15 protein-coding genes are annotated in these 17933 nt (G+C 56.3%); 13 read left to right on the top strand and 2 right to left on the bottom strand.

What is annotated here, in order from left to right; genetic code table 11:
- Positions 1-3 precede the first annotated feature (3 nt).
- Together K3819_RS11635 and K3819_RS11630 are read right to left on the bottom strand one after the other, a co-directional pair.
- The gene (locus K3819_RS11635; protein ID WP_085613522.1) at positions 4-1230 is read right to left on the bottom strand and encodes a M20/M25/M40 family metallo-hydrolase; all 1227 of its coding nucleotides are present in this window, start codon (positions 1228-1230) and stop codon (positions 4-6) included.
- Between the two features lie 84 nt (positions 1231-1314).
- Entirely contained in the window at positions 1315-2388 is a 1074-nt protein-coding gene (locus tag K3819_RS11630; protein ID WP_221399345.1) for a diguanylate cyclase, read from the bottom strand.
- A gap of 190 nt (positions 2389-2578) precedes the next feature.
- On the opposite strand from K3819_RS11630, the gene K3819_RS11625 reads away from it, so the two are divergent.
- The 13 genes from K3819_RS11625 to K3819_RS11565 all read left to right on the top strand — a co-directional run bounded on the left by K3819_RS11625 (position 2579) and on the right by K3819_RS11565 (position 17907).
- Positions 2579-4033 (top strand): NAD(P)/FAD-dependent oxidoreductase, encoded by a 1455-nt coding sequence (locus K3819_RS11625; protein WP_221399344.1) that lies wholly within the window; start codon positions 2579-2581, stop codon positions 4031-4033.
- A gap of 16 nt (positions 4034-4049) precedes the next feature.
- Positions 4050-4988 (top strand): alpha/beta fold hydrolase, encoded by a 939-nt coding sequence (locus K3819_RS11620; RefSeq protein WP_221399343.1) that lies wholly within the window; start codon positions 4050-4052, stop codon positions 4986-4988.
- Positions 4989-5099: 111 nt separating this feature from the next.
- A complete protein-coding gene (locus tag K3819_RS11615; RefSeq protein ID WP_221399342.1) occupies positions 5100-6485 on the top strand; it encodes a VOC family protein in 1386 nt (461 codons plus the stop codon).
- A gap of 314 nt (positions 6486-6799) precedes the next feature.
- Positions 6800-7315, top strand: coding sequence for an Hcp family type VI secretion system effector (locus K3819_RS11610; protein ID WP_039767797.1), 516 nt, complete (start codon positions 6800-6802; stop codon positions 7313-7315).
- 131 nt (positions 7316-7446) lie between these two features.
- Positions 7447-9489, top strand: a complete 2043-nt coding sequence (gene tssI, locus K3819_RS11605; protein ID WP_221399341.1) for a type VI secretion system tip protein TssI/VgrG — start codon at positions 7447-7449, stop codon at positions 9487-9489.
- Positions 9490-9493: 4 nt separating this feature from the next.
- Complete coding sequence (locus tag K3819_RS11600; protein WP_409348350.1) at positions 9494-10216, top strand: DUF4123 domain-containing protein; 723 nt, start codon at positions 9494-9496, stop codon at positions 10214-10216.
- Complete coding sequence (locus tag K3819_RS11595) at positions 10216-14916, top strand: RHS repeat protein (protein WP_260329051.1); 4701 nt, start codon at positions 10216-10218, stop codon at positions 14914-14916. The genes K3819_RS11600 and K3819_RS11595 overlap by 1 nt, the downstream gene beginning before the upstream one ends.
- Entirely contained in the window at positions 14913-15308 is a 396-nt protein-coding gene (locus tag K3819_RS11590) for a hypothetical protein (protein ID WP_221399339.1), read from the top strand. The genes K3819_RS11595 and K3819_RS11590 overlap by 4 nt, the downstream gene beginning before the upstream one ends.
- A gap of 153 nt (positions 15309-15461) precedes the next feature.
- On the top strand, positions 15462-15848 hold the full coding sequence (locus K3819_RS11585) for a hypothetical protein (protein ID WP_085613473.1): 387 nt from the start codon (positions 15462-15464) through the stop codon (positions 15846-15848).
- An 88-nt stretch (positions 15849-15936) separates the two neighbouring features.
- A complete protein-coding gene (locus K3819_RS11580; RefSeq protein ID WP_082934388.1) occupies positions 15937-16311 on the top strand; it encodes a hypothetical protein in 375 nt (124 codons plus the stop codon).
- A 54-nt stretch (positions 16312-16365) separates the two neighbouring features.
- On the top strand, positions 16366-16986 hold the full coding sequence (locus K3819_RS11575) for a hypothetical protein (protein ID WP_221399338.1): 621 nt from the start codon (positions 16366-16368) through the stop codon (positions 16984-16986).
- 70 nt (positions 16987-17056) lie between these two features.
- On the top strand, positions 17057-17479 hold the full coding sequence (locus K3819_RS11570) for a hypothetical protein (RefSeq protein WP_143492995.1): 423 nt from the start codon (positions 17057-17059) through the stop codon (positions 17477-17479).
- The gene (locus K3819_RS11565) at positions 17476-17907 is read left to right on the top strand and encodes a hypothetical protein (RefSeq protein ID WP_221399337.1); all 432 of its coding nucleotides are present in this window, start codon (positions 17476-17478) and stop codon (positions 17905-17907) included. The genes K3819_RS11570 and K3819_RS11565 overlap by 4 nt, the downstream gene beginning before the upstream one ends.
- Positions 17908-17933 lie beyond the last annotated feature (26 nt).

Below are 17933 nucleotides of genomic sequence, written 5' to 3'. Positions count from 1 at the left end.
CCGTTACCGTTTCGCCAACTCCATAATCATCCGCGACAACAGATAAATCCGCGGCGCCACACTCTCCACCTCCGCGTATTCCTCCGGCGTATGAATGTTGCCGCCGACAATCCCGAACCCGTCCAGCGTCGGCGTCCCTACCCCGGCCGACAAACTGGCATCCGCCGCCCCGCCGCTGCCTTCTTCGGTCAACTTGCGGCCGATTTCGCCGTAAATCCCTTGCGCCATCGCCATCAAACGATCCGACTCCGCAGTCTGCGGCATCGGTGGCAAGCCGCGTTGCAATGAAGTCTTCACTTCGGTCTCAGGGATCAGCTTGTCCTGGGACACCCGCGCCAGATCCTTCTCGATCCGGTCGAACTCCTCCGGCACCGCCGCCCGCACGTCAGCCTTGGCCGTGGCCTGATCCGGGATTACGTTGGTGCGGTCGCCGGCCTTGAGCACGGTGAAGTTGATGGTGGTTTTCCTGGCTTCGTCGCCCAGCTTGCCCAGTTGCAGGATCTGATGCGCCGCCTCCATCGCCGCGTTGCGCCCCAGTTCCGGCGCGACGCCGGCGTGGGCGGCCTTGCCCTTGACCTCGACCAGCGCGGTGGCGCTGCCCTTGCGCCACACCACCAGTCCATCCGCCGGACGGCCCGGCTCGAGATTGAGGGTGACGTCGTGAAGTTTGGCGGTTTTCTTGATCAGGTCGGTGGCGACGTCCGAGCCGGTTTCTTCGCTGGCATCGAGCAGGAAGGTGATTTGCGCGTAGTCCTTGAAGTCGAGGTTCTTCAGAATTTTCAGCGCGTAGATGCCGGCGACGATCCCGCCCTTGTCGTCCATCACGCCCGGCCCGTAGGCGCGGCCGTCCTTGATGTGGAACGGTCGCTCGGCGGCGGAGCCTTCCTTGAACACCGTGTCCATGTGCGCCATCAGCAGGATTTTCGCCTTGCCGGTGCCTTTGAGCGTGGCGAGCACGTGGTTGGTTTTTTCCGGCGTATTGGGCACCAGCTCGATGGTGGCGCCGAGCTTTTTCAGCTCGTCGATGGCGATTTCGCTGACTTGCTTGAGCCCCGGCTCATACCCTGAACCGGAGTCGATATTGACCAGGCGCTCGAGCAACTTCAGGGCTTCGGGTTTGTATTGCTCGGCATCGGCCAGCACTTGTTTGTGCGGTTCGGCAAAGACACCGGAGGCTGCAAAAGTGAGAGACAGACCGGCCAGCAGAGAACGACGGAAATTGAACGTCATGAATCAATCCTTGTTTCGTGTCGGGTACTGAACCGTACCTGACATCGCCCCAAGGCTCCATCCCGGATGCGACACCCGATCCGTTCAAACCGAATCGAATACCTCGCGCCGCGGCTTGTCGTCGCTGCAGCAAATCACCCGGTTACGCCCGCCGGCCTTGGCTTCGTACAGCGCCTGGTCGGCGTCATCGAGCCAGCGTGTCGCGTCGCCTTGGGCCGGATCGAGTGCCGCCAGACCGATGCTCAGGCTGACTTTCAGCGCCGGGTTCTGTTCGTACACCAGAAAGGAAAAACGCTCACGCAAGGCTTCCATCGCCTGCACCGCATTGAACAGCGGCAAGTCCGGCAGGATCACGCAAAATTCGTCACCGCCGTAGCGCCCCGCCACATCGGCCATGCGCAGGTTCTGCTTGAGCATCTTGCTCAGCTGGCGCAGGACGATATCGCCGGCCACATGGCCGTAGGTGTCGTTGATCGCCTTGAAATGGTCGATGTCGATCAGCGCAATCGCCGCACCGCTCTGCTGGCGTTTGCAGCGTTGAAACTCGACTTCCAGTTGATCCTTCCAGGCGCCGTGATTGAGCAGACCGGTGAGGCTGTCGGTGCGGCTCAGCGCCAGCAATTCGCGTTTATGCAAGCCGAGGGTGTAGGCCTGGCGAAAGCAGATCCAGCCCAGCGCCAGCGGATACAGCATCAACAAAGGAAGACAGGCAAAGAGCTGTGCCGACGTGGTCATCGGGACGAACGCGGGGGCAAATACCACCAGCCCGACGCCGACGCCAAGCAACTGCGCCGCCGCGCCGGCCAGCAGAAAACGCAGGCCGCCGATGGCGACGTTGTTCATCGCCATCATCGAAATGGTCGTGGCACTGGGCAAGGGATTGAAGTGCATGGCGGCGACCCAGAAGCCACCGAGAAAGGCGTCGATCAACAAATTACGGTGTTCGGCGTGGTACGGAACCTTCGCCCGGCGCGCCCATTGATACGCGAGGTGCGGCCAGACCAGGGCGTTGAACAGCATCACCGCCCAGACCCAGGCCGGCGGATCGAGTGGATACATCGCGACGCTCACGCATAAAAGCCCCAGAACCAGCCCGAGGATTCGCGATGTATAGAGCCTCCTGGCCAGTGAAAGTCCCTTTCCTCCCGTTCTTCCCATAGGGGCCTCGACCACTCGACGGCACTGCGCAGACCGCAGACCCGATGTATTGGGAGTCTATCAGGGCAACGTCAAATAGCCATCACCGGCCAGCGGGCCGAATACCCCGTCATCAGCACCACACGGCGAGCAAATGATTGGCTATACATGAAAGTAAGAAAATGGAAAAAAGACTCTAAGAAGGAGGCCCATGCAGACCTATCAAGTGTTGATCATCGGCAGCGGTTTTGGCGGCCAATGCGCGGCGGTCAACCTGCTCAAGGCCGGTATCGACGACTTTCGCTTGCTGGAGCGCCGCGACTTCTTCGGCGGCACCTGGTGCCAGAACACCTACCCCGGCGCGGCGGTGGATGTGCCGTCGCCGCTGTATTCCCTGTCGTTTGCGCCTTACCGCTGGACGCAGATGTTCGCCGAACAGGCGGAACTGCACCGCTACACCGACCATGTGGTCGAGCGGTTTGGCCTGCGCGACCGAGTGGAACTGCAGGCCAACGTCGAGCGCGTCGAATGGGACGACGCAGAAAAACGCTGGGCCGTACACACCGGCACCAAAGGCACTTTTTATGCGCAGTTCCTGATCAATGCCACCGGGCCGCTGAGCCAACCGGTTATCCCACACTTTCCCGGCCAGGATCGCTTTCAGGGCAAGACCTTTCATACAAACAATTGGGATCACAGCTACGACTATCACGGTAAACGCGTGGCGATTGTCGGCAGCGGTGCCAGTGCGGCTCAGGTGATTCCGGCCATTGCACCGAAGGTCGCCCAATTGCATGTGTTTCAGCGCACAGCGCATTGGGTGCTGCCCCGGGCCGATCGTACGTTCGGGCGATTCCAGCGCTGGCTGCTGGGTCTGAAACCGGCCTACAAGCTGCTGCGCTGGATGATCTACTGGCAGTTCGAAACCCGGGTTATCGCCTTCAAATATTCGAAACCGGCGATTCACATGGTGCAGAGCCAGGCCCTGAAGTTTCTCAAGCGCCAAGTGACTGACCCCGAGTTGCGGAAAAAACTGACACCGGACTTCACCATCGGCTGCAAACGAGTATTGCTTTCGAGCACCTATTACCCGGCGCTGACCCGGCCCAACGTCAAGTTGCACAGCCGCGAGCAAGGCATCGCCAGCCTAGACGAAACCGGCATCCTCACCACGGACGGCCAGCACATCGACGTCGATTTGATCGTCTGGTCGACCGGTTACGACGCCACCGACGGCGTGATTTCCTACCCGGTCAGCGGAAAAAACGCCGTGCAACTGCGCGATGTCTGGGCGCAGTACCCGCGCGCCTACCTCGGCACCAGCCTGCCGGACTTTCCCAATCTGTTTATCGTCACCGGGCCGAACACCGGCATCGGCCACACCTCGGCGCTGTTCATCATCGAATCGCAGATGAACTACATCCTCGACTGCATCCGCACCTTGCAGGCCAAAGGTCTGCGCAGCATCGAGGTTCGCCCCGAAGCAGAACGTACCTACACTCAGATGATTCACCGGGAGATGGAGCGCACGGTCTGGAAAACCGGCGGCTGCCACAGTTGGTATCAAAGCAAAAGCGGTCATGTGATCGCGATGTTCCCCGGCTTCAGTTTCAGCTATCACCGGTTGACCCGGGCGCTGAAACCGGCCGACCACATTCTGTCTTGAACAAGGAAGACCCACGATGCTTTTGCTGTTTATCGCCCTCGCGGTTTTCGTGGCCTGGAGCTGGTTGAGTTACCCGGCGGTCGGCCACTGGCTCTACGATCTGAGCGCGGCCCTGGAGGCCAGGCTGTACCGGTTGCACAAGATTGAAGTGCCGATTGCCGAAATGACCGTGTCGACCTGGCAAGGCGGGCCTTATGAAGCGTCGAGCAGCATTTTGATGCTGCACGGCTACAGCGCTGAAAAAAACCTGTGGCTGCGCTTCGCCCGGCACTTTGTCGGGCAGTACCGGGTAATCATCCCGGACCTGGCCGGCCACGGCGAAACCGGCTTCAAGGCCGGCGGTGGCTACGACATTCCGGTGCAGGCCAAGCGTATGATCCAGTTGCTCGATGTCTGCGGGGTCGAGAAAGTCCACGTGATCGGCAACTCCATGGGCGGCTACATCGCCGCGTGGCTGGCGGCGACCTACCCGGATCGCATTGCTTCGGTGGCGCTGATCGACCCGGCGGGTGTCACAGCGCCCGAGCCCAGCGACATGGAGCGCCACCTCGCCCGTGGGCACAATCCGTTTCTGATCAATTCCCGGGAAGAATTCCGACGTTTCTATGCCATGACCATGGCCTCGCCACCGTGGGTGCCCGGCCTGGTGCTCGACGCGATCGCCCAGCGCTACGAACAATGCCGCGACGAACTGGAAGAGATCTTCCGGGACTTTCGCGCCAGCCCGCCGATGGAACCGAAACTGCCGGACATCAAATGCCCGGCGCTGTTGCTCTGGGGCCGCAAGGACCGGCTGATCGACGTCAGCAGCGTGCCGGTGTGGAGCAAAGGCATCAGCAATTTGCGGGTCGATGTCTGGGACGGCGTCGGCCATATGCCGATGGTCGAACAGCCGTCGAACACGGCACGTCTGTATCGGGAGTTTCTGGGGGAAAACTCGCGTCAGGACAGGTAAACGGTCAGTCGTTGGCAGAATGAAGTTCGTAGGATTCTTCGTTTGCCCGCGTCGGCGAAGGCTGCGATCTTTTCCGACATCCTTTACGTGACCGTGCCAGGAATTTTTTTCATGACCGTGCAGCCTTTCGTCAGCCCCGACCTGATCCGTCAACGCTTCTCCAAAGCGATGTCCGATATGTACCGCGAAGAAGTGCCGCTGTACGGCGCGTTGATGGAATTGGTGGAACAGACCAACCGCGACGTGCTGGCAAGCGCGCCGCAAATCGCCAGTCAACTGCACAGCACTGGCGAAATCGAGCGGCTGGACATGGAGCGCCACGGTGCAATCCGCGTCGGGACCGCCACCGAACTCGCCACCCTCGCCCGTTTGTTCGCAGTGATGGGCATGCAACCGGTGGGCTATTACGACCTGACCCCTGCCGGGGTGCCGGTGCATTCCACGGCGTTCCGGGCGGTGCATGAAGATGCGCTGCAGGTCAGTCCGTTCCGGGTGTTCACTTCGTTGTTGCGACTGGAATTGATTGAAGACCCCGAGCTGCGGGCCTTCGCGCAATCGGTGCTGGATAAGCGTTCGATCTTTACGCCATCGGCGCTAAGGCTGATCGAACAGGCCGAGTCCGCTGGCGGCCTGAATGAATCCGAGGCCGGGGAATTTGTCCTGCAAGCACTGGAGACTTTTCGCTGGCACCACAGCGCCACCGTCACCGCCGCGCAATACCAGACCCTCAGCGCTCAGCATCGCCTGATTGCCGATGTCGTGGCCTTCAAAGGTCCGCACATCAACCACCTGACCCCGCGTACGCTGGACATCGACATCGTCCAGGCGCAGATGCCGCTGCATGGCATCACGCCCAAAGCGGTGATCGAAGGCCCTCCGCGCCGGCAGCACCCGATCCTGTTGCGTCAGACCAGTTTCAAGGCGCTGGACGAGCCGATCGCCTTCACCGACCAGACGCAAACCCGCGGCAGCCACAGCGCCCGCTTCGGCGAAATCGAACAGCGTGGCGCGGCGCTGACCCCCAAGGGCCGTGCGTTGTACGACCGGCTGCTGAACGCGGCGCGCGATGAATTGGGCGATTTCCCCAACGAAGCCAACGCCTCACGCTACAACGCGCTGATGGCCCGGCATTTCAGCGAATTCCCTGACAGCCTCGAGGGCATGCGCGAGCAGGAATTGGCGTATTTCCGTTATTTCCTGACAGACAAAGGTCTGGCGGCGAGTCGTCCCGCTGATGCTTCGCTGCAAGGGTTATTACGCGACGGCTATGTGAAAGCCGAACCGCTGGTGTACGAAGATTTCCTGCCAGTCAGTGCGGCAGGGATTTTTCAGTCGAACCTGGGGGACGCGGCGCAGACGCACTATGGCGAGCATTCCAATCGACAGGCGTTCGAGCTGGCCCTGGGGCGTTCGACCATTGATGAGTTGGGCCTGTATGCCGAAACCCAGCAACGTTCGATTGAGGAATGCCTCGCTACAATCGCCCGATCCGCGTGAAAAGCGGCGATTGGCCATACTGCGCAAGAAGTTGCGCACTTGTTTCGTAAAAATGCTCACCGATTCCGCTGGAGGCCATGTGTTTAAAGGCCTCCAGCCAAGTGCGCAAGAAGTTGCGCAGTACTGCGCAACTTCTTGCGCACTTTGAGCTACCTGGCTGATCAAAAAACGCTCAAACACGCGAATCAGAGCAGCGAAGTCCCCAGCTCCCGGGCATGTGCCAAAAGCTGGCACGCTCCTTGATAACAGTCAGGTACCCACCGGGCGATTTCGCCTCCCGGGCACCCTAACTTTATCCGCAAGGAGCACCTCCCATGGCAACACCAGCGTACATGTCGGTTACCGGCGAAAAACAAGGCCTGATCACTGCCGGCGCCTTCACCGCCGACTCCGTTGGCAACACCTACCAGGAAGGCCACGAAGACCAGGTCATGGTTCAGGCTTTCAGCCACGACGTGATCATCCCGCGTGACCCGCAATCCGGTCAGCCAACCGGTCAGCGCGTTCACAAGCCAGTGATCATCACCAAGGTCTACGACAAGGCTTCGCCACTGCTGCAAGCTGCCCTGACCTCGGGCGAGCGCATGAGCGAAATCGTTATCCAGTGGTACCGCACTTCGGCTCAAGGTACCCAAGAGCACTACTACACCACCAAACTGGAAGACGCGATCATCGTCGCCATCAACAACAAGATGCACAACTGCCAGGATCCATCGAACGCCCACTTCACCCACCTGGAAGAAGTGCAGTTCACCTACCGCAAAATCACCTGGACCCACGAAGTATCCGGTACTTCGGGTTCCGATGACTGGCGTGCTCCAGTCGTTTAATTACGGCTGATCGTTACAAGCATCGGCCAGCTCTGCTGGTCGATGTTGTTTACGCCCCTCCAGAATTTCGCGTGCGTTGAACCGCTTGACGGTAATCGACGAACGCCGCTGTACAGCACGAGGAACAAGGGATGTTCGCGCCGGCCAATGAAACCCACTTTGCCCTGACCATCGAAGGTCTTTCCGCCGACTTTCAGGTGTTTACCCTGAGCGGCCGGGAAGCCATCAGCCAGCCTTTTGTGTTCGAGGTGGAGCTGGTCAGTGAGCAGCCGTCGCTGGACCTCGAAACCCTGCTGCACAAACCGGCCTTCCTGCAGCTGTCGCCCGACGGCAGCGGCATCCACGGCCTGATCTACCGCGCCGCGCAAGGCGATTCCGGCAAGCGCCTGACGCGCTATTCCGTGACCCTGCGCCCGCAACTGGCGTATCTCGCGCACCGGATCAACCAGCGGATCTTCCAGAACCTCAGCGTGCCGAAAATCATCGGCAAGGTCCTCGAAGAGCACGGCATCCAGGGCAACGCCTACGCCTTCCAGACCGGTTCGATCTACCCCGAGCGCATTTACTGCGTGCAATACGACGAATCGGACCTGCATTTCATCCAGCGCCTGTGCGAAGAAGAAGGCATTCACTACCACTTCCAGCACAGCGCCACGGGCCACAAACTGGTGTTCGGCGATGACCAGACGGTGTTCAAGAAACTGGCGCCGGTGGCCTATCAGCAGGACTCCGGCATGGTCGCCAGCAACCCGGTGATCAAACGCTTCGACCTGCGCCTGGAAACCCGCACCAGCCGCACCACCCGCCGCGACTACGACTTCGAAAAACCGCGCCTGACGCTGGAAAGCGAAAACCGCGGCGACGCCCTGCCCGACCTCGAGGACTACGATTACCCGGGCCGTTTCGTCGACCGCGAGCGCGGCAAGCACCTGGCCAAACGCGCCCTCGAACGCCATCGCAGCGACTTCCAGCTCGCCGAAGGCAAGAGCGATCAGCCGTTGCTGGTCAGCGGCCATTTCCTCGCGCTCAAAGAACACCCGAAAGCCAAGTGGAATGACCTGTGGCTGCTCACCGAAGTCCACCACGAAGGCAAGCAGCCGCAGGTGCTGGAAGAGTCGGTCACCAGCGACACCACCGCGCTCAAAGACGATTTCCATCAGGGTTACCGCAACCGCTTCCAGGCCACCCCGTGGGACGTGCCGAACCGCCCGCCCCTGCGCCACCCGAAACCGCGCATCCTCGGCAGCCAGAGCGCCGTGGTCACCGGGCCGAAAGGCGAAGAAATCCACTGCGACGAATACGGCCGCGTCAAAGTCCAGTTCCACTGGGATCGTGAAGGTCAGGCCGACGACAAGACCAGCTGCTGGCTGCGCGTCTCCAGCGCCTGGGCCGGCGCCCAGTACGGCGGCATCGCCATCCCGCGCATCGGCATGGAAGTGCTGGTGACATTCCTCGAGGGCGACCCCGACCAGCCGCTGATCAGCGGCTGCCTGTACCACAAGGAAAACACCGTCCCCTACGCCCTGCCGGCGAACAAGACCCGCACCACCTTCAAGACCCTGAGCTCGATGGGTGGCGGCGGCTTCAACGAACTGCGCATCGAAGACAAGAAAGGCCAGGAACAGATCTTCCTCCACGCCCAGCGCGACTGGGACGAAAACATCGAACACGACCAGAAAATCCGCGTCGGCAACGAACGCCACGACGTCGTGGAAAAAAACAGCTACACGGAATTCAAGGCCGAAGAACACCACACCGTCTACGAAGACCGCAAAGTCGAAGCACGGGCCAACGACCACCTGACCGTGGGCGTGAACCAGCACATCAAGATCGGCACCGGGCAATTCATCGACGCCGGCCAGGAAATTCACCTCAGCAGCGGCATGAAGGTGGTGCTGGAAGCCGGGGCCGAACTGACGCTGGTCGGCGGTGGCAGCTTCATCAAGATCGATGGCGGCGGCGTGACCATGAGCGGGCCGGCGATCAACATCAACTCGGGCGGTGGGCCGGGCAGCGGCACGGGTGCCGCGCCATTGATGCCGGGTGTGCTGAAACAGGCGGATGCCGACAAGGCTGGCGCCGTACTGACGCCGGCGCAAATCAACACCCTCAAACGTAATGCGCCGTTCTGCGAAGAGTGCGAAAAATGCAAGGCAGGTGCCTGTGCCATCTAATCGAATGACACCCAAGGATTGGCTGGCACAACAACCGCTGCAAAAAGACGAACGTCTGTATCTGATCGTCAGCGCCGCCAGTGATGCCGAAGCGCTCAAGGCCTTGTATCAAAGCGAACCGTCCGTCCAGGCCATTCCCGTCTGGGGTGGAACGCCCTACTCCACCTGGCAACCGGTGATGCCATACGTCGCCGAACTCAAGGCCAACTCGGCCTTCCTGCCCTGGATCACCGAAACCGACGCCCTCGACTGGGGCTGGCTGGCGGTCTCCCGCTCGGAACCCAACGAAGTTTTCGAACATCTGCGCAGTTTGACCCAAGTGAAAATGCCGGACGGGACCGAAGTGTTTTTCCGGTTCTGGGATGGACGGCATATCTATCCGATTCTTGAAGGGTTGGGTGAAACGGCTGGGGAAGTGTTGCCGGTGTTTGAGCGGTATCTGATTAATGGTCGGAGCCTGGAAGTCGGGCCGAGGGTGGTGCCGAAGGCGAAGGATTGGCCGTGGTGGGAGGTGCCGAAGAAGTTGCTGGATCAGTTGGCGAAAGAGGATCACACGACCCTGATCGGCAACTTGATGCAATGGCTCGAAGAAGCACGCCCGGACGTCTACAGCGCGTGGCCCGAGAACAACCTGAAACTGAAAATCACCCGTTTCGTGCGTCGCCCGGATGCTCCGGACAACCTTAAAGAAGCACTGTTAAACCACCTGATTCTGGAGCAAGGCTGATGGATCGCGTTGCCTTTGTTGACAACCAACTGAACACCTTCAAGGACAGTCTGAAGCTGTATCAGGAACAGACCAAAACCTGGTACGCCAGCGTCGCCGACAAAGCCAGCCGGGCGGCTGATCTCCCTTCCCTGCTGGGCATGGAGCGAGTGATCAAGGTTGGTGATACCAGCAAGTCGGTGAGCATGACCGACGGCGACTTCACTTCGAACGTGGCCCAGTGCCCGTTGAAGGGTCCGCTGCTGATAGAGAGCAAGTTCGAATCGGTTTATGACATTCCTGTAGGCGATATCGAAGTCGAGATCGTCGCTGTGGAAGGTGGAGCAGTCAGCAAGGTCAAACTCGATCAACAAGGCAAAGCCAGCTGGACCGGTGGGATTCCTGGCAAGTTCTACAAAATCCGTGTTCACAACGAAGTGACACCCGCGCAGATCGACGCTCTGTTCAGCTCCTACAGCGGCGTGACAGCAGACCTCGAAGGTTTCCTGCGCAAGGAGTGGGCCGGGTTCAAACCACAGTGGTCGAACCTGTCGGCTTCGGGCACTGCGATGGCGATCGGCAACGGCATTCTTGAAGGTGGCTGGGAAGCCATCAAAGGCGTGTGGGATGGCATCAGTCTGGTGCTCGACATTCTGCAAGATCCCAAGAAATTTGCGAATGATCTCGGCGCAGGCGCCCAGGACCTGATCAACGTCGCCAAAAGCTCGCCAGAAATCATGAAAAAAGCCATGTTGCTGGCCAGCGACGAAGCCGCTTTGTTCCTGCTGGTACGCAGTGCCGTGATCTGGCTGGCAGGCTTGCCGCCAATGAAGATGGCCGGCGACGTTGCGAAGATGACCACGGCCATTGTCGTCGGCATCGCGATCGACATCGTGATTGGCGTGGTACTGACGATTGCAGCTGAAGGCACAGGGGTTATCTACCTCGCCGCCCGACTGAAGAAGTACGGTGAGCTTGTCATCAACGCTGTCACCAGCTTCGTGAAGTCGCTGTTCAAGATCATCAATGGCTTTATGGAGTACGTCGCCAAATACACTGCCGTTGCGGCGCGTGGGGTGACGGCGAAGGTGAGAAACGGCGTCTCTCAGCTGCGATTCGACGGGAAAAAGAACGCAAGGCTGGGTAAAGGCGAAGTCGGTGATGACGCTTCAAAACAGGCAAAGACGCCTGCGGAAAAGAGCGCCGAACCGGCCTCGGATACATGTACCAACGGATGCCCGGTGTCGATGGTCACCGGCGAAGAACTATTGACGCTGACAGATGGCCAACTTGACGGCCTGCTGCCGTTTGAATGGACACGCCTGTACAGAACCAGCGCCGTGGAAATCGACTGTGGCTTGGGATACGGATGGAGTCACGCCCTTGCTCACCGCATTGAAATCGTGGGCGATGAAGTCATCTGGACCGACCACGAAAACCGTTCCACACCGTTCCCGCTTCCAAGCGAACAGCGCCCGGCGATCACCAACAGCCTCTCGCGTGCAGCCATTTTCCTCGGCGATGACCCGTCAGAACTGGTACTGGCCCAAGCAGGCAAGCGTCCTTCGTTCTATCACTTCCGTTTCAACAGCAAAGGCGCAACTCTGATCGCCATCAGCGACAGCTATGGCAATCGCCTGCACATCACACGGGACATCCACGGGCGCATCAAACGCCTCGACAACGGCGCAGGTCGTGCCCTGCTTTTACGCTACGACCGTAAACACATTGTGGCTGTGGACTATCAGCAGTTTCTTCCAGCAGACAATCTTGAGGATGCCTGGAACACTGTCCAGACGCTGGTCACCTACACCTATGACGCGCAGCATCGGTTGATTGAAGCGAAGAATGCTGCCGGGGAAGCCGAGCGTTATCGCTACAACGATCAACATGTGATTCTGGAACGGCAACTGGCCGGCGGCGCGAGCTTCTTCTGGGAGTGGGAGAACGAAGGCAAACTGGCTCGATGCATCCACCACTGGGCAAACTTCTCGCAGATGGACGCGCACTACGCCTGGGATGACAAAGGCAGCGTGACCGTTACCAACGCCGATGGCAGCGAAGAGGTCTACACCCATGACGACCAGGCACGACTGATCAGCAAGATCGATCCGGATGGTGCCGAGCACCTCAAGGCCTATAACGATAAAGGCCAATTGGTCGCGGAAAAGGATCCTCTCGGCGCCGTGACCGAATACCGGTACGACGACAATGGATTGATGATCGCCGTCATCCCTCCTGAAGATGAGGCCATCACCTACGAGTACAGCAACGGATTCGTCAGTGATGTTCATCGCGGCAAAGCCAGCTGGAAGTATCAACGCAACAGACAGGGCGATGTTACCCAGCAAATCGACCCGGACGGAAATTCGACGTTCTACAGCTACGACCGTCAAGGACGCTTGCTGGAGATCCGCCATCCGGATGGCAGCCGCCACCAACTGGGTTGGAACAACCTCGGTCAATTGCTTGAAGAACGCCTGCCCGACGGTGGTCAACGCAAATATCGCTACGACGCGTTGGGGCGGCAGATTACTCGGCAAGAAGAGTCCGGGGCCATTACCCAATACCAATGGGACACCGCCAACCGCCTTGCACAAATTACCCTGCCGGGCGGCGCAACGCGCGCGTTCACCTACAACGCCTACGGCAACGTCACTGCCGAACGCGACGAACTCGGCCGCGTCACCCGTTACGAATATGCCGACAACCTGCACCTTGTCAGCCGACGCATCAATCCTGACGGTAGCCAACTGCGCTACCGCTACGACAACTCGCGCCTGCTGCTGACCGAAATCGAAAACGAGCGCGGCGAGCACTACAACCTCGACTACTTCCCGAATGGCCTGATCCAGCAGGAAACCGGCTTCGACGGTCGTCGCACTGCGTACGAATACGACCTCAATGGCCAGTTGCTGAAGAAAACCGAATTCGGCGATGACGGCAGCGAGTTGGTGACTGAATACCAACGCGATGCCGCAGGCAGGCTTCTGGTGAAAACTCTTCCCGATGGCGAAGAAATCCACTACAGCTACGATGCCCTCGGTCGCCTGGTCAACGTCGACGACGGACACTGGCCGCTCGCCTACGAATACGACGTGCAAGATCGCCTCGTCACCGAACACCAGGGCTGGGGCACCTTGCGCTATGAGTACGACAGCGTCGGCCAGCTCAAGCACTGTCGCTTGCCCGATGGCAGCAAACTCGACTATCGCCACCATCCCGGCGGCCTGCTCAGCGGCATCGATCTCAACGGCTCGCGCCTGACGTCTCACCAATTCAGCGGTGGTCGCGAACAGCAGCGCCAGCAAGGCCTGCTGCTCAGCCAATATCAATATGACGAACAGGGCCGCTTGCAGGCCCACAGCGTCAGCCAACGTGACAAAAACCTGTTCCAGCGCCGCTACAACTACGACGCAAACGGCAACCTCGCCGGCATCGACGACAGCCGCAAAGGCAGCCGCAGCTACCACTACGACCCGCTCGATCGCTTGATCAGCGTACGTGGCGCTACGCCGGAAAGCTTTGCTCACGATCCGGCCGGTAACCTGCTCGGCCAGAACAACGAAGGCACAGCCAACCTCGCCAACGTCAAAGGCAACCGTCTGTTGATGCAGGGTGATCGCCATTACGACTACGACGCCTTTGGCAACCTGATTCGCGAACGCCGTGGCGCTGGCCAGAAACTCGTCACTGAATACCGCTACGACTGCCAGCACCGCTTGATTGGCGCCAGCCTACCGGGCGGCAGCACTGCATCCTACAAATACGACGCCTTCGGTCGCCGCATCGAGAAAACTGTCGATGGCCATACCACCGAATTCTTGTGGCAAGGCGAACGCCTGATCGCCGAAAGCGGTGACATTCGCTATCGCACTTACATCTATGAACCCGGCAGCTTTCGCCCGCTGGCGATGCTCGACGGCGAAGGCCCGCGTAAGGCGACGCCGTTCTACTATCAACTCGATCATCTGGGCACACCGCAGGAACTCACCGACTACAGTGGCGAGATCATGTGGTCCGCGAAGTACCGCGCCTACGGCAACCTCGCGGCGCTGGACGTCAGCGAAATCGACAACCCTTTGCGGTTCCAGGGTCAGTATTTTGATGCCGAGACGGGCCTACACTACAACCGTCATCGCTACTACAATCCGGGTACTGGGCGGTTTTTGACACCGGATCCGATCAAGCTTGCGGGTGGGTTGAATAACTACCAGTACGTGCCAAACCCCACGGGGTGGGTGGATCCGTTGGGTTTGAATGGATGCCCACCAGATGGGGATGGTCAAGGAAACCCAACCGCACCAACAGAGAAGGCACGAGTCGATACGAAAGAACCTTCGGCACCCGATATCCCGTGGTCGAATGGTTCTGTAAAAAGGGCATCAGACGCACTTGATCGAGGTGCTACCTCCGTCACCGTGAACAGCAGAGCTGAAGCTGAAGAGCTATTTTTAGGGAAATATGTAGGCCAAGGATATAGAAACGCCGAAGAATTCAACTCTGCGACTGCCAAAACGCATTTTAGAAAAACAAAAGAACCCGAAAAATATTATCACTGGGATGACACACCGGTTTCAGACATTAAGACAAGAAAGGTCACAATGGCGAATCACGACCCGAGCGACCCACATGGTGATCATCCACATTTGCAGCTTCACCCTGTGAAAGGGGAAGTTATAAGAATCTATTGGCCAAACCAATTTGAAGGACAAAAATGAGCACCCAGAAGACTATCCCTAGAAAAGTTTGGTGGGGTTTGGAGGCAAAATCATATACAGAGATTGCGCAGGAACTACCTTCGCAGGATGAGTCACTTAGAAAGTGGATCGCAATCTACGCTGTTTATCATTTAAACTTTGAAAATAGATATCCTGGAGAGAGTTACTACAAGTTTCTAGAGGATGCAAAAAATTCTAAATACGTCATTATTGAATTCACTCTCCCAATCCACTTTCTCGAAACAAGAGATAGCATTGGCGCCAACGACACAACAATCACAAAGTGCAAAACCATGGAAACAGAGGAAGAAATAAACTCTTTTCTTTATGAAAACAACATAAACCCCGAGTTATTTACGCCCCCATGGACCTGCGAGTACCCCCTAGACTGAACTCAACAAAAATGGAAAAATCTGTCTCCTTTTCAAACCCAGGAAACTAAAGGGGACAGAAACTAAAGGGGACAGATTTATTTTTCGCTAAAGAAAATAAATCTGTCCCCTTTTCAAATCTACCCCTTTTCAGAATCCGTTCGAGGGGCAAAAATGACAGCGCTTAAATGTATCCCAAGAAGTGTATGGAACGGGTTCGACGGAACAGGCTATAACAACATTGCGCAAGAGCTAGAGGCCGAAAACCATTCACTAAGAAAATGGATTTCATTATATTCCATCTACAAATACCCCCTTACCAATGACCCACATCAATATTACAACTTCATCCACCAATCAAAAAACTTCCAACATGCATTAGTAATATTTACAATCCCCACCAAAACACTTGAAACAAGCGATGGCGTGGACGACCGAGACATTTTTATCGCAAAAATAGAAACCATGAACTCTGAAGCGGAAATCAACTCCCTTCTTGAAAACCTCAACATAGACCCAGAACTGTTCACCACGCCATGGCGCTGTGAATACCCGCTCTAGGTGCCAAACTGCAATCGGAGGGGTTCGAATTTGCTTTCGTTGAAGAAAATAATTTCTTCCCCTTTTCAGTCCTTTTCAAATAGGCAAAATGAAAATTTTTCTCAACATTGAACACCTGAAAAACTTCAACTTCCCTAGTGCATTCATAGAATTCGCGACTACGGAACCTGAACCGGACATTGAGCCTTGGTGGTTACTAATATATCAAGAGGGAAAAATAAATTACTGGCACAACACGCTAAAAAACCTTTACCCAAACCGCACGCTAGTTCCTTTCGCTAAATTCAATGCGAATGATGATATTGCTTGCTTTGACGGAGATGATTTATCCGGCAATCCAAAAGTGCTAATAATACATGCATATGCTTCAGAGGGATGGGAGCTTCACGGAGAACATCCTGACTTTAGCGCATGGCTAAAAATAGCCATTGAGACCCATGCGGAATGGAATGAAGAAGATTAAAAACATCTACATCCAACATCTTATAGGTGTATTCAGTTCTCGCTGGAGAGCGCAATGATTTTCTCAATTGATATCACAGAGTGCTTTGGCGCGATCGACTCCGATAACGCAGGCGGGATCATAAGCTATATCAACATCCCCCCCATCGAACGCCCTCGGGAAAAATTTCACCTTAAGCTATCAAACTTTGTACTTAACTTAATCGACGAGCCAGTCATCGATTCGATCAACAGGCAGAATTCAACCATTTTGGAGAACATGACCGAAGACGGCTTCCTTATAATAAGACAAGCCAGTATTTCCTTTGATTCAATAAAAGGCTACGAAAAATTACTACGACTATTAAACCAAGACCACGGATATTTGACCCACGAACGCTACGGCCAAAAATTGAACACCGGAGACAAGATCTACGACATCAGCGGAAGACTCTTTTCGAACCCGGATCTTTTAATTAACTTCGCATTCATTTCACCCAGCACTACAACACTTAAATTTAATTCATCAGACTGCACATACATAGAAAGCTACCCCGAGCTTCAAAAATCTTTAGAAAAACTAAATTCAAGAGAAAAACCTACTCAACCACCTCTCACTGGCCTATTCGACCCCACATATAGCAACACTCACACCACTAGCAACTTTGGCGCTGGTTATCGAATCTACAATCAATAATTAAAATACTTCCACAAAAGGGAATAGGCTCACTTCTATTCACGCTCCAAAAAACAACAGGAATACCTCAATGAGTTACTTAAAAAAAGAAATCACATCAGCACTCGAAACAAACCATCTAAAAAACCAGCAACTCAAAGACAATGAATTAGAGAAAACAATCTCAAACATAAAAACCTGCTTCTTTTACTTAAACACAAAAAACCTTGATCCCCTCAATCTAAAATCCGTAACAAAACAACACGACCCAGACTTTTGGAAAAAAGTCGATCTCCTATACCCTTCTGAAAAACCAACATTAATCGTCCTCGACAACCAAATCCATGCTTGGACGCTTCAGTCATCTTCCGATTTGAAAATATTGCTTTCAGAAACGACTGGCTTTCCATTCTGGATAACCAATACAGCCCTTAGCTTCTTAACTTATGTAGACGACCACGATTGCGTACATACAGCATCCCCTTCGTTTCCTCCCGCGATTAAAAAATCATGATCTTCAAATCAGAAAACAACATCATTGACCCAACCTCTGTAACCTACCGCAGCCTTGGCTTCGGGGAACCTCTCTCCAACAATGCCAAAAAATATACTTTATCAATAAAAATCCACGAACTGCCCGAGCAATTCTACGAGCTAACAAATGCACTCATCGCCGAATGCATACAAGACGATAACAAACAAGGCTACGCCGACATCCCCGAATTACGAGATTGCAATTACCCGCCACTTTCAACCCTGATAAAAAACCACCCAGACGTTGCAGCAACCCTCATCAAGGACTATTTATTCTTTGAGCTGTTCTATTTGCTATTCCCATCAAAGGGAGAACTCGAACTATTAATAAACTCGATTTCCGGAGTTTATTATCTGGACGATACGTTTCACCTATGCGGCGAAACGTATCCCTACCGAAACCTGTAATTGCCTTATTTCCGTCACACGCTGAA

Origin of the sequence: Pseudomonas sp. 3-2 (assembly GCF_019710535.1) — a bacterium.
Taxonomy (GTDB): Bacteria; Pseudomonadota; Gammaproteobacteria; order Pseudomonadales; family Pseudomonadaceae; genus Aquipseudomonas; species Aquipseudomonas pharyngis.
Note: the sequence above shows the minus strand (reverse complement) of the source record. Positions and strands in the feature narration are given on the sequence as shown.

Coding starts and splice junctions, on each gene's coding strand:
- K3819_RS11620 (WP_221399343.1), top strand. CDS start 4,050: ATGCTTTTGCTGTTTATCGCCCTCGCGGTTTTCGTGGCCTGGAGCTGG.
- K3819_RS11580 (WP_082934388.1), top strand. CDS start 15,937: ATGAAAATTTTTCTCAACATTGAACACCTGAAAAACTTCAACTTCCCT.
- K3819_RS11610 (WP_039767797.1), top strand. CDS start 6,800: ATGGCAACACCAGCGTACATGTCGGTTACCGGCGAAAAACAAGGCCTG.
- K3819_RS11575 (WP_221399338.1), top strand. CDS start 16,366: ATGATTTTCTCAATTGATATCACAGAGTGCTTTGGCGCGATCGACTCC.
- K3819_RS11595 (WP_260329051.1), top strand. CDS start 10,216: ATGGATCGCGTTGCCTTTGTTGACAACCAACTGAACACCTTCAAGGAC.
- K3819_RS11625 (WP_221399344.1), top strand. CDS start 2,579: ATGCAGACCTATCAAGTGTTGATCATCGGCAGCGGTTTTGGCGGCCAA.
- K3819_RS11635 (WP_085613522.1), bottom strand. CDS start 1,230: ATGACGTTCAATTTCCGTCGTTCTCTGCTGGCCGGTCTGTCTCTCACT.
- tssI (WP_221399341.1), top strand. CDS start 7,447: ATGTTCGCGCCGGCCAATGAAACCCACTTTGCCCTGACCATCGAAGGT.
- K3819_RS11630 (WP_221399345.1), bottom strand. CDS start 2,388: ATGGGAAGAACGGGAGGAAAGGGACTTTCACTGGCCAGGAGGCTCTAT.
- K3819_RS11570 (WP_143492995.1), top strand. CDS start 17,057: ATGAGTTACTTAAAAAAAGAAATCACATCAGCACTCGAAACAAACCAT.
- K3819_RS11565 (WP_221399337.1), top strand. CDS start 17,476: ATGATCTTCAAATCAGAAAACAACATCATTGACCCAACCTCTGTAACC.
- K3819_RS11585 (WP_085613473.1), top strand. CDS start 15,462: ATGACAGCGCTTAAATGTATCCCAAGAAGTGTATGGAACGGGTTCGAC.
- K3819_RS11590 (WP_221399339.1), top strand. CDS start 14,913: ATGAGCACCCAGAAGACTATCCCTAGAAAAGTTTGGTGGGGTTTGGAG.
- K3819_RS11600 (WP_409348350.1), top strand. CDS start 9,494: ATGACACCCAAGGATTGGCTGGCACAACAACCGCTGCAAAAAGACGAA.
- K3819_RS11615 (WP_221399342.1), top strand. CDS start 5,100: ATGACCGTGCAGCCTTTCGTCAGCCCCGACCTGATCCGTCAACGCTTC.